The following is a 16,330-nucleotide window of genomic DNA, read 5'->3' as shown; positions in this document are numbered from 1 at the left end:
CCTTCACGCACCACCCCGGGTTCAGCAATTACAGGTTTGGTTTCAGATCAACCGCGCTGTTGCGAACCAGTTTCCAGTCACGTGCAGACAGTGGAATCAAACCACGGTCAGTCAGGTAACCTTCGTCACCAATCGCATCTTCAGACGTGAAAGACGACACGTAGTCTTGCAGGCCTGGAATCACGTTCTGGTGTGCTTTTTTCACGTAGAAATAAAGTGAGCGAGAAACAGGGTAAGAGCCGTCACCGATTGCGTCGAACGTAGGTACAACGCCGCCGATTTTCGCGCCCTGTACTTTGTCAGAGTTTTGCTCAAGGAAGCTGTAACCGAAGATACCGAACGCGTTAGGATTTGCATCCAGTTTCTGTACGATCAGGTTGTCGTTCTCACCCGCTTCGATGAACGCGCCATCTTCACGAATGCCGTGACACACTGCTTTGTACTTCTTCTTGTCCGCTTTTTTCAGTGCTTTCAGCTCTGGGTATTGCTTACAACCGCCTTCCATCGCCAGCTCAACGAATGCATCGCGAGTGCCTGATGTTGGTGGTGGACCCAGTACTTCGATTTTGGTTGCTGGCAGAGATGCGTTAACGTCTTTCCACGTTTTGTTCGGGTTCTCAATCAGATTACCTTTTGCATCTGGAACGACTTTAGCTAGGGCAGTGAAAAGGTCTTTCAGAGTGATATCAAACTGCTCAGACTTTTTAGAGTTCGCGAAAGCGATGCCATCGTAGCCGATTTTGATTTCAACAATGTCTTTAACGCCATTCTTCGCACACAGCTCTACTTCAGAGCTTTTGATTTTGCGCGATGCGTTAGTGATGTCTGGCGTGTTCTCGCCAACACCTGCACAGAAAAGTTTCAGACCGCCGCCAGAACCCGTAGATTCGATTTTTGGCACAGCAAATTCTGAGGTGCGACCGAAGCGTTCCGCTACAACGGTTGCAAATGGGTAGACTGTTGAAGAACCAACAATACTGATGTAGTCACGTGATGCAGCAGCAGCATTTGTTGCGGCGAATGTTGTTACACATAGCGCAGAAGCTGCAATCAGAGCCTTAAGTTTCACATCAACCTCCAAGTCGATAGTCTTTTTAAATGAAGTGGTTAGCAAGATATCGTGCTATTGACCACTTTCGAGTTTGCTTAAAAACTGAGTAAAACTTAGAGAACCCACGTGACACTAACCTTAACAAAATGTGAACATTTGATTACATATCTGTATGTCATCAAACTGAAGCATCAAATACATCAATGCGTCACGAGAGTGCAACAAAATCAACCTAGGTTATTAGGCTTCTCTCCAACAGCAGGATGTTTAGCGCGAAGTAGCGGAGAATAATAAAAATGGATTAAGAGAGGGAAAATGACGCAGCGACTGACAGATGATCGATTTGAGGCCGCACTTAAACAACGCACCAAACCCAGCGTGCTTTTTCTTTGCGATGGCAAGAAAGGGTATTCGTTGGTGGCACAATCGATTCTAAATCACAAAGCCGACACCTACTTCAACTGCCTGTCTGCCTACACCAACGAAGATTGCAACATCGAGCCCGCCTGCCGCACACTGAAACACTACAACATCGATTGCACAGACAAACATCTTGACCCTATCGACGCTTATACCAATCACGACTTTGATTATCTGATTGCGCTATCGCCATCTTCCGTCCAATCGGGTAAGAAGCTCCCTCGTTACGAGAAGTTTATTCCATGGGATATTACCGAAGGCGGTGAAGCAGAAGATCAAGAGCGGATCGTCAAATACATCAACGATCAAATTAACTATTTTCTCTCTGTATATCTTTACCGCTGAGCTCTGATACATGCGTTTTCGTTAGGCTGTATTTCAAACGAAATGAATCGATCAAAAAAGGGGCTTTCGCCCCTTTTCGTTCAGCTTCGTAAGTGACTAGGCGAATGCATCATTCATCTTGCCAAGCTCTAATGAATCTTCACCGCTAACCACAAAACGGTCTCTGCCCTGCGCTTTCGCTTGGTACAAGGCTTTGTCCGCACGGGCGATGAGTTGCTCAACCAACTTGCTTTCGTCCAGTTTGATGGTTTTAGGGAAAGAGAAATGACAAACGCCCAAACTGGCCGTCACACTGAAATCCTCAAAGGGCATTTTGGTGAGTCCCGACTGAATTCGACCACAAACGGTTTTCACCTCTTTGAGGTCGATATCCTGAAGCCATAACAGGAATTCTTCCCCGCCATATCGGCCAACAAAGTCATAGCTTCTCAGGACGTTTTTCAGCACTAAGGCGACTTCCACCAGCACATCATCGCCACGTAAATGCCCAACTTGTCGTTAATTGTTTTGAAATGGTCAAGATCGACAACCACCACCGCACCTTTTGAGCAGCGGCGATTAAGCAGGTTGATGTTCTGCTCTATGTGTTCGAACAAGTAACGACGGTTAGGAATGCCCGTTAACGGATCGGTACGAACCAGCGTTTCCAGTTTGCGATTCAATCGCTCCAGCTCTTCTCGCTGCTGTGCACGAGCAAGCTCCACCTCAATCCACGACGCCATTAAACACAGTGAATCAATGTCGATGTCTTTAAATTTTCGCGGATAAGGATTAGGACTGGTGAAGTTCAGCGTGCCGTAAACCTCGCCGTTTACGCGGATCGGCACACCGATGTAGGACTCCAGACCAAATTCTTTGTAGGCGGGATGATTTCCTAAAATGTCCGTTTCCCCGACATTCTCCATCGCAACCGGACCGTCGGCTCCCAACGTTACCCAGCAGTAGGAAAGGTCATAGGAGAATTCAGCACCAGGTTGAAGTGGCACAGCCTCTGGGCAGACGACATTTTTTACAACGTATCGACCGTCCGAAATAGAGGACAGAATACCGATATCCAAGTCAAAACGCTCAAGCCCCATCTTGATCAACTCGTTGATCTGATGGTCCAAGCCTTTATCAAAATCGTTGGTGATTTGGTACAAACGGCGAATCACCTTTTCGCTTTCCGACATTTCCATGTCTTTTTGTTACCTATACGATTGATGTGATGAGAAACAATACAGTCTACCGCATTGAAGTGCCGCACCTTGTCTTTAGGTGCAGATAATCTTGCGGTTAATTTTTCAGCGCGCGTGTATAAAACTCCGGCAGTTCCTTACCGGAGTATAACTATGAAACATGGCTCATTGTCTAGCCTTATTTCAGCTCGCTAATGTATTGATAGGAATAGGACGATTGGAGGATGCCACGGCGCAGTTACGCCCGTTGGCTTTCGCGGTGTTGAGTGCCTGATGGGCAAGGTCGATGAGCTTATCCAGCGTTCTAGAATAGGACAGCGGTGTTTCACTTTCACCATGAAACGCGCAGAAGCCGATGCTGATGGTGATTGGTTTCCCTTCTATCTCGCAATTCGACACGTTTTCAGACATACGCTCGCACACTTTAACCACTTCAGATTGCATGGTGTCCGGCAGCCAAACCAAGAACTGCTCGCCATTGTAACGCGCGACAAAATCATAGTTTCTCACCGCTTGTCGAAGCGCGTTTGCCACGCCCCTCAGGATGCTGTCGCCCTCTTCATGGCCGTGTTTTTCATTGAGCATGCGGAAATAATCGATGTCCACGATGGCTATCGCCCCTTCTCCGTTGCGGCGGATGAGTTGGTTTAGCTCGCGGTGGAGATGATCAAACAAGGCGCGTCGGTTGGGTAACTCGGTCAGTGAGTCAAACAATTGCAGGCTTTCCAGTCGCTGGCTCATGGTTGAAAGCGACGCTCTCGCGCCATTGTTCTCTTCACGCAACTCTTCGTTCTCCAACCTGAGTTCAATCAAGCTGGCAAGCATGCGCAACACATGTTCATCGTCTGCTTGCTCTCGACCTATGATGTCGCTGCTAAAGCTCAATGTGCCCCAAACCGCCCCGCCAAAGTAAAGACAAATCCCCCAGTATGCAGGCGGCTGGGTGATATATGCAGAATGGGCAGCCAGCTCAGCGTGTTTGGAGGTATCGGGTGCCAATATTGCTTTTGGCTCACTCGACGTGACGCTACAAAATGTCGCTGCCAGCGGGAAGACGTTTTCTCCGGTATTCGACGACGTGACATCATCATTTACCCTGTCGACGATGTAGAGTTCGTCATTGCTGATACGCGCAATACGTCCTTCCGACGCCCCGAAATACTCGAGACCAGCGCGTAACAACCCCTGACTCCAAACCGAAAAGCTTTCATCTTTCTGGCGCGCAATCATTGGGATTGTTGATAAAAATTTGCGGATGACGAGCCCTTCCTCGGGCGAAGGATATTCTGGCGACATAATGGCTTCTTATTTTGTTATCTGTACTCAAAGGAATAGCACAGGAGGCAAATTAGTCACGCTTTCGACTATCTGGTCGCACGTGTCTCCCTAAAATTCGCACCTTCTCTTCTTTGACATCTGCACGCTTTCTCCAGCCCCAAAGTCGCTCTCTAGCTGCTTTAGCGGCATCTTCCAAATCAATAATTGGCTGCGGATAGCTTCCTTCTTCCCTTAGATGAAGGTTATACATTTCTGCTTCAAGTGGTGTTATCAGCCAAGGCTCAAACAACAAGGGAACGGGTAAATCGCGAAGTTCGGGCACCCATTGCTTGATGAACTGACCGTCAGGGTCATGTTCTGTCGCTTGTTTGGTCGGGTTATAAATGCGAATGGTATTGGTGCCTGTAATGCCGGCTTGCATTTGGAACTGCGCATAGTGAATGCCGGGTTCAAAATCTAAAAAGCAGCGAGCAAGGTGCTTCACCCCGCATTGCCAATCAATGTTGAGGTGGTGACAAAGAAAGCTCACCAGCATAGAACGCATGCGAAAGTTAATGTAGCCCGTCGCATTCAAACAACGCATACATGCATCAACTAGCGGGTATCCCGTTCTTCCCGTTTCCCATGCGGCAAGATCGTTTGCGATGTTTTCGTCTTGGCGATACGGAAAGTCTGCATAACCGCGGTTGACGGCGCGAAACTCCATGTCACTTTCGCTTTCAAATTTTTGGATGAAGTGGCAATGCCAGTGAAGCCGGGAAGAAAAAGCCGACAGGGAACGCCGCCAACCCGGTCTTGACCAGTTTGCCAACACGGTTTGATACACCTCTCTTAAACTGATGTTACCCCACGCAAGATACGGTGAAAGCCTTGAGCAATGAGTGCGACTTTTTAACGGCTTCGAGATGTTGAAGCATAGTCCTTACCCCTCCCGTCGTAAAAATCATGCAGTGTTCGCCAAGCTAAGGTGGAACCTCCTGTCTGCACGCCACGCTTTTTCTTCGTCCATGACGGTTCTGGCACAACGTTAAATCCCTCAGGTGCTCGTACGCCAACAAAGCCGCTTTGCTGAAATCAGGAGTCTCAATCGGTGCCTTCATGTACTTGGACCACGCTTTGTCCCAAGTCACGCGGTTTGTCGCACCACGAATCACTGCGCCGTGTTGGTATTCGTTCCACGGAATCTCTTTCTGTTCACACCACGCAGACACCGCTCTGTCTCGCGCAAAGGTAATAGCCATTCCCACCTCTTCATGAGAGAAGATCCCTTCGAGTTCAAAATCAGCAGTCAGTTGTTCAAGTACGTCGATGATCTCTCCCTGCATCACAGTTACCGAGGCATTAAATGGTGCGAGCTGTGCGTTTATATCTTCGAGTGATTGCCAGACGAATCGCCAGTGTTTTTCTGAGTAATGTGCGTCGGCCAACAACGAAGGTTCAAACACATAAAGTAGAAGGATGGGCTTACCCTCTTCGATTGCCGACAATAGCGGCTGGTGATCGGTGAGCCTCAGGTCTCTTTTGAACCAGACAAGGTTGATCGCGTGTTTGTGTTGCCCAGAAGCTTGCTGCATATGCCCATCAAACGGATTCTCTAAACGGGGTATTTACGAAATGGACGCAGTTCTCGATCTCTTCGCAAAGTCCTTAAGAACAGCGGCATCTTGCTGAGACAACAACTATTCTTTCTTAGAGCAATGATAATTCTAAGGAGCAAGAGCGATGCCGAGAGTCACCTTTAGTAAAACAGGCAACTCAGTGGAACTGGCAAGCGGAAGTTCGCTGATTGATATGGAAGATACAGGAAAAAGCGAAGTACCGTTTGGCTGCCGCTCAGCGGCCTGTGGAACCTGCCTGATTGATGTCGTATCCGGTATGAACAACCTCAGCCCTCGAACAGAAGAGGAACAGGATCTCCTCTCTGATTTAGACATGGATGGCGAAAATCGCCGTCTCGCGTGCCAATGCAAACTCCATGGTGATATCACTGTTGATGCGTTGAATTAGTCTGGTTTCTCGCGGCGTTTTGCTTTCCTCCAAACAAGACGCCGTGAAAGCAATGTTTTCCTATCTAACTCGCGAGTTTTGAACACATTTGGTGTAAAATTCCTGCCCTTTTCCGCGATAATCGGAAAACGTTCATGTTCTCGTCAATCTTCGAAGGTTAACCCGTGATTTCCAAACTACCCAAATGGGTTGAATACGGTGCATTTATTCTCGCCCTCACCGCTGGGTGTATAAATGGCATTGGCCTGCTCGGTTTTGAGCATCAGGCCATATCTCACTTGTCTGGGACGGCAACACTGATTGGAACGGATTTCATCAACGACCACCCGGTAAAACTGATCCATCTGCTTTTTATCGTGGCGGGCTTTTTCGGCGGAGCCATGCTCTCCGGCTTGGTACTCAAAGACGGTACGCTGGCATTGGGTCGTCGCTATGACCTCTTGCTCATTATCGAAGCCGCCTTGTTATTGGGTGCAGTCTATCCACTTTCGCAAAACGCTATTTATGGACTGTACTTGGCATCTGCCGCATGTGGCTTACAAAATGCGTTGGTCACCAGCTACAGTGGGGCCATAGTTCGCACTACCCATATCACAGGCATCATTACCGACCTTGGTTTGATGTTTGGCGCGCTGTTAAGAGGCCAACCACTTAACAAGCGCAAATTGGTACTGTTTCTGGTGATTGTCTCAGGCTTTGTAATGGGCGGTGTGTTGAGTGGCATTCTTTTCCCTGTCATGGGAGCGAACAGCTTTATGGTACCCGCCGGTGTTTGTGTCACTTTGGCGGTGGTTTACCGCGTTCATATGTGGCAAGCCAGAATTCGCATGAGATAACAACCACAGCGCGAGGCTTCAATGCTTCGCGCTACGCTCCCTCCTTTGCTCCAAATCTCTTCTGCCACCCTCTCAAACCGCCCAGTCTGTCTCGCATCATAGAATCTTGAGCCTCGACAATTTACAGTTCTCCGGTTTGTGCCATAGTGAAGAATTGCTGTTTCACTACATTCAAGGAAGAACAATGAAAGACGAAACGTTAGCCATCCACGCGGGTTATCAAACCGACCCAACCACCAAATCTGTTGCGACCCCGATTTATCAAACGGTTGCTTATGAGTTTGACAGTGCCCAACACGGCGCAGACCTGTTCAACCTTGAAGTACCAGGCAACATTTATACGCGCATCATGAACCCAACCAATGATGTGTTAGAGCAACGTATGGCGGCATTGGAAGGCGGTCTTGCGTCTTTGGTGGTTAGTGCAGGTAGCGCAGCCATTAACTATGCAATCCTCACTCTGGCGGAAGCTGGCGATAACATCGTTTCAACGCCTCAGCTCTACGGCGGCACTTACACCTTGTTCGCGCACATGTTGCCAAAACAAGGTATTCAAGTGAAATTCGCTAAAGATGATAAGCCAGAATCACTGGCTGAACTTATCGATGAAAACACCAAAGCGGTTTACTGCGAGAGCATTGGTAACCCGGCAGGCAACATTATTGATATCGCCCGCGTGGCTGAACTGGCGCACGCACAAGGTGTACCTGTGATTGTGGATAACACAGTGGCAACGCCAGCATTGTGTAAGCCCATTGAATTTGGCGCAGACATTGTCGTTCACTCGCTGACGAAATACATCGGCGGCCACGGTACAACGTTGGGTGGCGTGATTGTTGATTCGGGTAAATTCCCTTGGGCGCAGCACAAAGATCGTTTCCCTGTGCTGAACCAACCAGAGCCGTCTTACCACGGCGTGGTTTACACAGAAGCCTTTGGCGAAGCTGCGTTTATCGGCCGCGCACGTACGGTGCCTCTGCGCAACACAGGGGCTGCGCTTTCACCAATGAACGCATTTATGCTGATGCAAGGGTTGGAAACGCTGTCTTTGCGTATGGAGCGTCATGTCGAAAACGCGAAGAAAGTCGCCGAGTACCTGCAAGGTCATGAGAAAGTTAGCTGGGTAAGTTACGCTGGGCTACCAGAGTCTGAGCACTATGCGCTGGCGCAGAAGTATATGAAGGGCAACCCTTCAGCGATCCTTTCCTTCGGTTTGAAAGATGGTTACGACGCGGGCGTGCGCTTCTACGATGCACTAGGTCTGTTCAAGCGTTTGGTAAACATTGGCGATGCGAAATCACTGGCTTGTCACCCTGCTTCAACCACGCACCGCCAATTGAGCGTTGACGAGCAAGCGCAAGCAGGCGTATCACCGGAAATGATCCGACTCTCTGTGGGTATTGAGCACATTGATGACATTCTTGCCGATCTCGAGCAGGCACTGAACGCCTAACCCACCGACGTTCAAGCGATAAACACGATAAAGCCCGCATTCCTGCGGGCTTTTTTGTTCATTTAACTCAAAGAAAAAGCACATCTTTTTGCTAAAGCTCAGCCGCAAACGGTCGATAACCAAGAGGTAACGAAGATACTGACTGAGAATTATGCAAGTACACGCGCTCGACAAAGCCAATTTGATTACGGATGTACAGCTAGGGAATCACCTTAGCCACGCCGTAACGCAAGGCCGTCGTTCGGATTTTGCACTCATGTTGGCTCTTCTTTCTGGCGATGCCACTGAAACCACACCGCTCAACCCTACCTATCCAGAAAAGACGACAGATGCAATGCTTCGTCAAGCATTGGAATTGCCAGAACCTAACCGTTTGGCTGCCGAGGAGATTGACTATGAATTGTGTGGTGAGCAAGCCAGTGCCTTCCATTCTTCCAGCATTACCAGTGCGCGTTTTAATCATTGCGTAACACCGAGTGCTTTACATTTTCCTGCCCATGGAACCCATGATTTGGGTGAAGATGTTTATCATAATCTGTCCGGTCACACGAGAAGACAGCTTGCAGAGGAAAAACCAAACCTCACCGCATATGATCCGGTAAATCTCTATAACCAACTGGTGCTGTCAAAACGCTTCCAAGAGCTCAACACCACCGTTTAAACCATTGTAATTATTGACTTTATTAGTTTCACTTATCACAGCTAATTTACTGGATCAACTTCTTCCACCTCAAAAAAGCAAACTGTGATCACTAACTAATAAATTAATTTTGCACACAGTTTACACAACCTTTTTTGAACAATTTCACACCACATCAACAAATCTTGGTCCAAGATTGTTATCCACCCCTGAAAAAGCTGGGTATAAGTTGTTAACATTCTGGGTGGAAATTGTGTTAGATCGAAAATATAAGAAAAGGTCGAACAATGGATATAGCTAAATCAGTCATCGTGATTACAGCAGCAGGCACGCCAACCGGACGCGCCATGGCTGAACACTTTTGTAGACTCAATGCCCGAGTTGCACTTGTGGATACCGATAGCCAAAACCTTCAGACAACCTATGAAAACTGCCTGAAAGTGGGTGGTATTTGCTATTCATTTTTTCTGGCCGACCGAAGTGTGGAAAACATCTCGCACCTGTTTACTGAAGTGAATCGAGAAATGGGCGCAGTAGACGTGCTGATCAACTACTGGCAAGCCGGTGGCCTGCCAAATTTGCTAGCAAGCAACCCTATCGTTGATGAAACCATCGCCGATGTTGCGTCAAACTTGTACCTGTTTGGTCGCGGCGCAGCATCAATATGCTTGATTGCGGCCGCAAAGGTGTCATTGTAAATATTCCTGGTTTGGGCTCAGCCAATGAAGCTAGCCTGAACCTCGACAGCTCTAATGCTGTTATCCGCGGCCTGACTCAAAGTTGGGCACAAGAACTTGAACATGCCAATATTCGTGTCGGCGGCGTTTTGCCGAGAATGCGTCACTATGATAATGGCTTAGTTCAGTACCACTCCGCCATCAACTACGACATGATTGATGGCGCAGCTTACATCGTTGAGAACGACAGTTTCACTGGCCGTATCTTAGAAGCAGCGAGTTAAACGGCCAGTGAAGTTTGCCGTAGCCGCTTCGACTACCTGATTAATTTGTAAAGACAACCAATCGAGAGAAAGCCTACTTCGCTTTAACAGCGAGCTGGCATAAGGAAGCTTTCTCTTCGATTAACTGCGCTGCGCAATATTGGGTATGCCACTGCCAATAAAAAAGCCCGCATAATGCGGGCTTTTTTTCATTCTTTCAGAGAATTACGCTTTAGCAGCTTCTTTCTTCTCTTTTGCAGCTGGTTTTGCTGCAGCAGCTTCTTGGTCAGCTTTCTTCTTGATAACAGAAGTACCTTCTACTGTTTCGCCTTCAACGAACGCTTTACCGTAGTAAGAAGCAAGCAGTACTTCTTTCAGCTCTGCAATCAGAGGGTAGCGTGGGTTCGCACCAGTACACTGGTCATCGAAGCTTCAACTGCCAACTCGTTTACTTTCGCCAGGAAGTCAGACTCAGATACACCCGCCGCTTGGATAGACAGTGGGATGTCTAGGTCGCCTTTCAGCTCTTCCAACCAACCCAGCAGACGCTCGATTTTCTGAGAAGTACGGTCGCCAGCTTGAGACAGACCCAGGTGGTCAGCAACTTCTGCGTAACGACGACGTGCTTGTGGGCGGTCGTACTGAGAGAAAGCAGTTTGCTTAGTTGGGTTGTCGTTCGCGTTGTAGCGTACAACGTTAGAAATCAGCAGTGCGTTCGCCAGACCGTGTGGCAGGTGGAACTCAGCACCGATTTTGTGCGCCATTGAGTGACATACACCCAGGAATGCGTTAGCAAACGCGATACCTGCGATAGTCGCTGCGTTGTGAACTTTCTCACGAGCGATTGGGTCTTTCGCGCCATTCGCGTAGCTTGATGGCAGGTATTCTTTTAGCATCTTCAGTGCTTGCAGAGCCTGACCGTCAGAGTATTCGTTCGCCAGAACAGATACGTAAGCTTCCAGAGCGTGAGTTACTGCATCGTAACCACCGAACGCTGTCAGAGACTTAGGCATGTTCATGACCAAGTTCGCATCTACGATTGCCATTTGTGGTGTCAGTTCGTAGTCAGCCAGTGGGTACTTAGCACCAGTTTTGTCGTCAGTTACAACAGCGAATGGTGTAACTTCTGAACCTGTACCTGAAGTAGTAGTGATACATACCAGCTCAGCTTTTTTACCCATTTTCGGGAACTTGTAGATACGTTTACGGATGTCCATAAAGCGCATTGCCAGTTCTTCGAAGTGAGTTTCTGGGTGCTCGTACATAACCCACATGATTTTCGCTGCGTCCATTGGTGAACCACCGCCCAGTGCGATGATTACGTCTGGCTGGAAGCTAGCCATTGCAGCAGCACCTTTCTCAACAACAGTCAGCGTTGGGTCAGCTTCTACTTCGAAGAACGTCTGAACTTCCATGCCTTGTGATTTCAGCAGAGAAACAACTTCGTCTGAGTAGCCATTGTTGAACAGGAAGCGGTCAGTAACAACGAATGCGCGTTTCTTACCTTCCAGATCACCCAGTGCAATTGGCAGGCTGCCACGACGGAAGTAGATAGATTTCGGTAGTTTGTGCCACAGCATGTTTTCAGCTCGCTTCGCTACAGTTTTCTTGTTGATTAGGTGCTTAGGACCAACGTTCTCAGAGATTGAGTTACCGCCCCAAGAACCACAGCCCAGAGTCAGTGATGGTGCAACGTTGAAGTTGTACAGGTCACCGATACCACCGTGAGTAGTAGGAATGTTTACAAGAATACGTGCAGTTTTCAGCTTGTCGCCGAAGTATTTGATGCGCTCTTGGTTTACGTCTTGGTTGGTGTACAGACCAGAAGTGTGGCCGATACCGCCGATTTCAACCATGGTTACTGCTTGTGCTACTGCGTCTTCGAAGTCGTCAGCGCGGAACAGACCCAGAGTTGGAGACAGTTTCTCGTGAGCGAATGCGTCGTCGTGAGATACTTTGCCCAGACCTTCACCAACCAGTACTTTCGTATCTGCTGGTACAGTCACGCCTGCCATTTCTGCAATTTTAGCTGCTGGCTGACCAACGATTTTCGCATTCAGTGCACCGTCGATTAGCAGTACTTTACGAACTTTTTCTGCTTCGTCTTTGTTCAGTACATAGCCTTTGTGAGACGCAAAACGTGCTTTCACTTCGTCGTACACTGAATCAACAACGATTGCTGCTTGCTCAGAAGCACACACTACGCCGTTATCGAACGTTTTAGACATCAGGATAGATGCAACTGCACGCTTGATGTCAGCAGTTTCGTCGATAACAACTGGAACGTTACCCGCACCTACACCGATTGCTGGTTTACCAGAAGAGTAAGCCGCTTTAACCATGCCTGGACCACCTGTTGCCAGGATCAGGTTGATGTCGTCGTGCTTCATCAGAGCGTTAGACAGCTCTACAGATGGCTCATCAATCCAGCCGATGATATCTTTTGGTGCGCCCGCTGCTACTGCTGCGTCCAGAACCAATTTAGCTGCATCGTTCGTTGAGTTTTTCGCACGTGGGTGTGGCGAGAAGATAATACCGTTACGAGTCTTCAGAGAGATCAGAGATTTGAAGATCGCGGTTGAAGTTGGGTTGGTAGTTGGGACGATACCGCAGATGATACCTACTGGTTCAGCGATAGTGAAAGTACCGAACTCGTCGTTCTCTTCCAAGATGCCGCAGGTTTTCTCATCTTTGTACTTGTTGTAGATAAATTCTGATGCGAAGTGGTTTTTGATTACCTTGTCTTCGACAATACCCATGCCAGATTCTTCGACAGCTTGTTGTGCCAGAGGAATACGAGCATTGTTAGCAGCCAGAGAAGCAGCGCGGAAGATTTTATCAACTTGCTCTTGAGAGTAAGTTGCAAACTCTTTCTGTGCTTTCTTAACACGTTCAACCATTGCGTTGAGTTCGGCTACGTTAGTTACAGGCATATTTGTCTCCTACATACCTAAAGTTTGAAAATTATTTAGTAACCACACGCTCTTTGCTTAGAGGCCTAAACAACACACTTCCTCAGTGCTGTCCGGCAAGCGTTTAGTAAATAACTTTCAAAACCGATTATAGAATTTCGCTAAAGCTAAAAGTTGATCCGGATCATGTGTAGTAAACTTTCATAATCTTTTTCATTAATCGGTCAAACATCCATCAATTCCTGCCGAAATTGGTGATTAAACCAGCAATTCCCGCAAGAAAACTACGTGAATGTACCACATCTGATTCGTGTCTCATACGCGATTTTAAGTGCTACAGATCACATATTTCGAAGCGTGAAATAAATTGCGATCAGCTTCAAATTTCCAGTCTATTTCAGGTGCAATTTAAGAAAAACATTAAAGCTCAAATTATCCATCAACAAGACTGTACATTAGAGTAAACACCGCATTCGAGACAGTTTTGAGAATTTATCCCTACCTAACCATCTACATATTGGCATTTAATCTTTCGTCGCTATACTAGCGCCCGAGACACAGACAATGAGATCTGCGTCAGATTCTCTCCTTCTATATGCCCGCAGAGTGATTGGGAATGAATAGCATCGAGCTTGTAATATTTTTTCAATTTTTCATTGGCTTGTTTGCCGCGGTGAACCCGCTCGGTATCATGCCAATATTTGTATCTCTGACCGCACATCAAGACCCTGTGGAGCGAAACAAAACCGCTTTCACGGCCAGTGTTGCTGTAGCGGCAATTTTGATCGTGTCGCTTTTGGCTGGTCAGTTGCTGCTGGACTTCTTTAGCATTTCTCTGAACTCTTTCCGCGTTGCAGGTGGTTTGCTGCTAGTAAGCATCGCCTTCACCATGATGAGCGGTAAGCTGGGTGAAGATAAGCAGAACAAACAAGAACAGTCTGAATCTGTCAGCCGTGAGCAGATTGGTGTCGTACCACTGGCTATGCCTTTGCTGGCAGGTCCGGGTGCCATCAGTTCTACGATTGTTTACGCGAGTCGTTACCCAAGCTCTGTTGATACGGTAGGTCTGATTCTGTCGATCTGTATTTTCGCGGCAGGTATTTGGGGTTTGCTCAAACTTGCACCAACCATTGTAAAGTTCTTAGGTCAAACTGGTATTAACGTGATCACACGTATCATGGGTTTGATTCTCGCGGCACTCGGCATCGAGTTTATCGCGAACGGTATGCGTGCCCTATTCCCTGGCCTAGTCTAAACAATACTCGGCCAGTTAAGCTGGCCGAACCCCGCTCAACCAAGCCTCTACATCTCAGCATAAACTCATCCAAGCAGGATAAAACGGTGAACCACCCAAGCGCGAAGAAAGCCCTCTACGACATTATCTTTGGCACAGAAACGAAGGCCGGAAAGTACTTCGACATCGCGCTGATTGGCGCAATATTGTTTTCCGAGCTTCTTCTTATCCTTTCATCCGTTCAGGATGTTGAATCCCAATTCAGTATTTGGCTAACTCGCTTAGAATGGGTATTCACTATCTTGTTCACGATTGAATATGCATTGCGTTTGTATTGCTCGCCAAAACCTTGGGCGTACGCGCGCAGCTTCTACGGTATCGTGGACCTTCTTGCGGTGTTGCCAAGTTACCTTGCGCTAATCATGCCTGGTGCGAGTGGTTTGTTGATGATTCGCTTGCTACGTGTTATGCGTATCTTCCGCATTCTGAAATTAACAAGATACCTCCAAGACTCGAATATCCTGCTGCGCTCTTTGCTCATGGCACAACGTAAAATCATCGTGTTCTTTAGTACTGTGGCGATTATTGTGACTGTTTTGGGCTCACTCCTTTACGCGCTTGAAGGGCCGAACAACGGTTTTACCAGCATTCCAATGAGTATCTATTGGGCTATCGTGACCATCACAACCGTGGGTTATGGTGACATTGTGCCGCAAACTGATGTCGGTAAATTCATTGCGGCGTTTACCATGCTACTGGGCTATTCCATTCTTGCGGTGCCAACAGGCATCATCACAGCAGAAATCAACCAAGAGATGAAGCATCGTCGTAACTTGGTACGTTGCAGTAACTGCTCCACCAGCGGCCATGATTCTGATGCGGATTACTGCCGAAAATGCGGGACTGAGTTACCCGAGCAGCCATAAAAGGCATCTATCGCGAACGTAAAAAAGGAGCCTTTCGGCTCCTTTTTTGTGTCCGGTACAACTTAGAAGTCGTAGCGCAGACCTACTTGAATTTGGTCGTCGTTACGGTGACCGTCGGTTTTCAGACGATCAAACTTGTAGCCAGCGTAGGCGGTGAAGTCATCGCTCACGTTGTATGCACCTTCGATTGCATGGTAGTTAACTTCGTCAACATTCTGCAGCTTGTTGTTCGTGTCTACGTCTTTGTAGTTGTAAACATACTGAACAACGAAGTGATTCAGAGAGTAAGACGCCGCCAGTTCGTAGCCTTCCAAATCAACGTTGTCGATTTCACCGCGTGTCACCAACGCACCCAAGTACAGGTCATTCAGTGAGTACGCCGCAGACACGTTGTACTGCTTCGCCTTCTCATCGTCTTGCTTACCGTCTACATAACCCGCACCAATTTGCAGGCCAAATGGTAGATCATAAGCCACCGATGCACCTGAGCTGTAATTGCCCTTCTCTTCTTCTTGCGCGTGGTTCAACGTTACGATCACAGCGTCTGCAAATGTGTTGCTGTAAACAAAGTTATTGTCCACTTTGTCTGCGTTACCTTTAGTCAAGTCAGCCGCATCACCACCGAAGGTGTAAAGGATATCCGTCGAGTTGGTCAGGATAACTTGCGCAGAGTCTTGCTTACCGTAAGAGAACGCACCGTATGTCGTGTCGAAACCTGCGAACAGGTAGCGGTTGTCGATGTTTGAGCTGTCAGCGTTGAGCTCTGCTTCATAGAAACCGAACACAGACACATCTTCATTTACTTTGGTCTCACCCGCGATGTTGATGCGTGCGCGGCTCAGATCGTTGAACGAAGAGTTTGAATCAGATTCGTTAGCATCAGAAATGTTGAAGCGCGCTTCTGCACGACCACCAATTTCCAGGCTCGAATCATCATCAGAATAGACCGTAATAGCTTGAGAAGAAGCGGCAGCAAATGTACCCAAAATTGCAGTAGCTAGAACAACTTTTTTCATTTTATTACCTTTAGGTTCAGGGATTAAGCTCCGGAAATGAAGGTAACGCCTCTTTTTGTTAGAGGAAATACAAATCGAAAAGCTGTTTAGGAAG

12 protein-coding genes and 3 pseudogenes are annotated in these 16,330 nt (G+C 47.8%); 9 read left to right on the top strand and 6 right to left on the bottom strand.

From position 1 onward, the window contains the following. Positions 1–28: 28 nt before the first annotated feature. Positions 29–1,069, bottom strand: coding sequence for a substrate-binding domain-containing protein (locus tag ATN88_RS13300; RefSeq protein WP_067416628.1), 1,041 nt, complete (start codon positions 1,067–1,069; stop codon positions 29–31). Between the two features lie 297 nt (positions 1,070–1,366). Here ATN88_RS13300 and ATN88_RS13295 point away from each other — a divergent pair, with 297 nt between their 5' ends. Then, positions 1,367–1,816 (top strand): low molecular weight phosphatase family protein, encoded by a 450-nt coding sequence (locus ATN88_RS13295; RefSeq protein ID WP_232313195.1) that lies wholly within the window; start codon positions 1,367–1,369, stop codon positions 1,814–1,816. Between the two features lie 96 nt (positions 1,817–1,912). Here ATN88_RS13295 and ATN88_RS13290 read toward each other — a convergent pair. From ATN88_RS13290 to ATN88_RS27370, 3 genes and pseudogenes are all read right to left on the bottom strand, one after another. Next, a pseudogene (locus ATN88_RS13290) lies at positions 1,913–2,721 on the bottom strand (diguanylate cyclase domain-containing protein). Between the two features lie 456 nt (positions 2,722–3,177). Next, the gene (locus ATN88_RS13285; protein WP_232313193.1) at positions 3,178–4,290 is read right to left on the bottom strand and encodes a GGDEF domain-containing protein; all 1,113 of its coding nucleotides are present in this window, start codon (positions 4,288–4,290) and stop codon (positions 3,178–3,180) included. Positions 4,291–4,342: 52 nt separating this feature from the next. Then, positions 4,343–5,846 (bottom strand): annotated as a pseudogene (locus ATN88_RS27370) (FAD-binding domain-containing protein). Positions 5,847–5,994: 148 nt separating this feature from the next. Here ATN88_RS27370 and ATN88_RS13275 point away from each other — a divergent pair. From ATN88_RS13275 to ATN88_RS27360, 6 genes are all read left to right on the top strand, one after another. After that, on the top strand, positions 5,995–6,279 hold the full coding sequence (locus ATN88_RS13275) for a 2Fe-2S iron-sulfur cluster-binding protein (protein ID WP_067416623.1): 285 nt from the start codon (positions 5,995–5,997) through the stop codon (positions 6,277–6,279). Between the two features lie 164 nt (positions 6,280–6,443). Further along, a complete protein-coding gene (locus tag ATN88_RS13270) occupies positions 6,444–7,115 on the top strand; it encodes a YoaK family protein (protein WP_067416620.1) in 672 nt (223 codons plus the stop codon). Positions 7,116–7,299: 184 nt separating this feature from the next. After that, on the top strand, positions 7,300–8,568 hold the full coding sequence (locus tag ATN88_RS13265) for an O-acetylhomoserine aminocarboxypropyltransferase/cysteine synthase family protein (protein WP_067416617.1): 1,269 nt from the start codon (positions 7,300–7,302) through the stop codon (positions 8,566–8,568). Positions 8,569–8,719: 151 nt separating this feature from the next. Continuing rightward, positions 8,720–9,229: a VC2046/SO_2500 family protein gene (locus tag ATN88_RS13260; RefSeq protein WP_067416615.1), complete on the top strand. Its 510-nt coding sequence runs from the start codon at positions 8,720–8,722 to the stop codon at positions 9,227–9,229. Between the two features lie 266 nt (positions 9,230–9,495). Continuing rightward, complete coding sequence (locus ATN88_RS27365; protein ID WP_232313191.1) at positions 9,496–9,906, top strand: SDR family NAD(P)-dependent oxidoreductase; 411 nt, start codon at positions 9,496–9,498, stop codon at positions 9,904–9,906. After that, on the top strand, positions 9,873–10,169 hold the full coding sequence (locus tag ATN88_RS27360) for a Rossmann-fold NAD(P)-binding domain-containing protein (RefSeq protein ID WP_232313189.1): 297 nt from the start codon (positions 9,873–9,875) through the stop codon (positions 10,167–10,169). The genes ATN88_RS27365 and ATN88_RS27360 overlap by 34 nt, the downstream gene beginning before the upstream one ends. A 204-nt stretch (positions 10,170–10,373) precedes the next feature. On the opposite strand, the pseudogene adhE reads toward ATN88_RS27360, so the two are convergent. Continuing rightward, positions 10,374–13,081 (bottom strand): annotated as a pseudogene (adhE, locus tag ATN88_RS13250) (bifunctional acetaldehyde-CoA/alcohol dehydrogenase). A 595-nt stretch (positions 13,082–13,676) separates the two neighbouring features. Here adhE and ATN88_RS13245 point away from each other — a divergent pair. Beyond that, positions 13,677–14,315: a YchE family NAAT transporter gene (locus ATN88_RS13245; protein WP_067416612.1), complete on the top strand. Its 639-nt coding sequence runs from the start codon at positions 13,677–13,679 to the stop codon at positions 14,313–14,315. Positions 14,316–14,401: 86 nt separating this feature from the next. After that, the gene (locus ATN88_RS13240) at positions 14,402–15,220 is read left to right on the top strand and encodes an ion transporter (RefSeq protein ID WP_067416609.1); all 819 of its coding nucleotides are present in this window, start codon (positions 14,402–14,404) and stop codon (positions 15,218–15,220) included. A 62-nt stretch (positions 15,221–15,282) separates the two neighbouring features. Here ATN88_RS13240 and ATN88_RS13235 read toward each other — a convergent pair whose 3' ends face one another. Then, positions 15,283–16,236: a porin gene (locus ATN88_RS13235; protein ID WP_067416606.1), complete on the bottom strand. Its 954-nt coding sequence runs from the start codon at positions 16,234–16,236 to the stop codon at positions 15,283–15,285. Between the last annotated feature and the right edge of the window lie 94 nt (positions 16,237–16,330).

This window comes from Enterovibrio coralii (assembly GCF_001559595.1).
GTDB lineage: Bacteria > Pseudomonadota > Gammaproteobacteria > Enterobacterales > Vibrionaceae > Enterovibrio > Enterovibrio coralii.
The sequence above is the reverse complement of the archived record's forward strand: the minus strand, read 5'-3'. Positions and strand labels throughout refer to the sequence as shown.

Bases quoted from the DNA above. Each gene is read 5' to 3' on its own strand.
- ATN88_RS13295 (WP_232313195.1), top strand. From the start codon at position 1,367: ATGACGCAGCGACTGACAGATGATCGATTTGAGGCCGCACTTAAACAA.
- ATN88_RS13285 (WP_232313193.1), bottom strand. From the start codon at position 4,290: ATGTCGCCAGAATATCCTTCGCCCGAGGAAGGGCTCGTCATCCGCAAA.
- ATN88_RS13275 (WP_067416623.1), top strand. From the start codon at position 5,995: ATGCCGAGAGTCACCTTTAGTAAAACAGGCAACTCAGTGGAACTGGCA.
- ATN88_RS13265 (WP_067416617.1), top strand. From the start codon at position 7,300: ATGAAAGACGAAACGTTAGCCATCCACGCGGGTTATCAAACCGACCCA.
- ATN88_RS13260 (WP_067416615.1), top strand. From the start codon at position 8,720: ATGCAAGTACACGCGCTCGACAAAGCCAATTTGATTACGGATGTACAG.
- ATN88_RS27365 (WP_232313191.1), top strand. From the start codon at position 9,496: ATGGATATAGCTAAATCAGTCATCGTGATTACAGCAGCAGGCACGCCA.
- ATN88_RS27360 (WP_232313189.1), top strand. From the start codon at position 9,873: ATGCTTGATTGCGGCCGCAAAGGTGTCATTGTAAATATTCCTGGTTTG.
- ATN88_RS13245 (WP_067416612.1), top strand. From the start codon at position 13,677: ATGAATAGCATCGAGCTTGTAATATTTTTTCAATTTTTCATTGGCTTG.
- ATN88_RS13235 (WP_067416606.1), bottom strand. From the start codon at position 16,236: ATGAAAAAAGTTGTTCTAGCTACTGCAATTTTGGGTACATTTGCTGCC.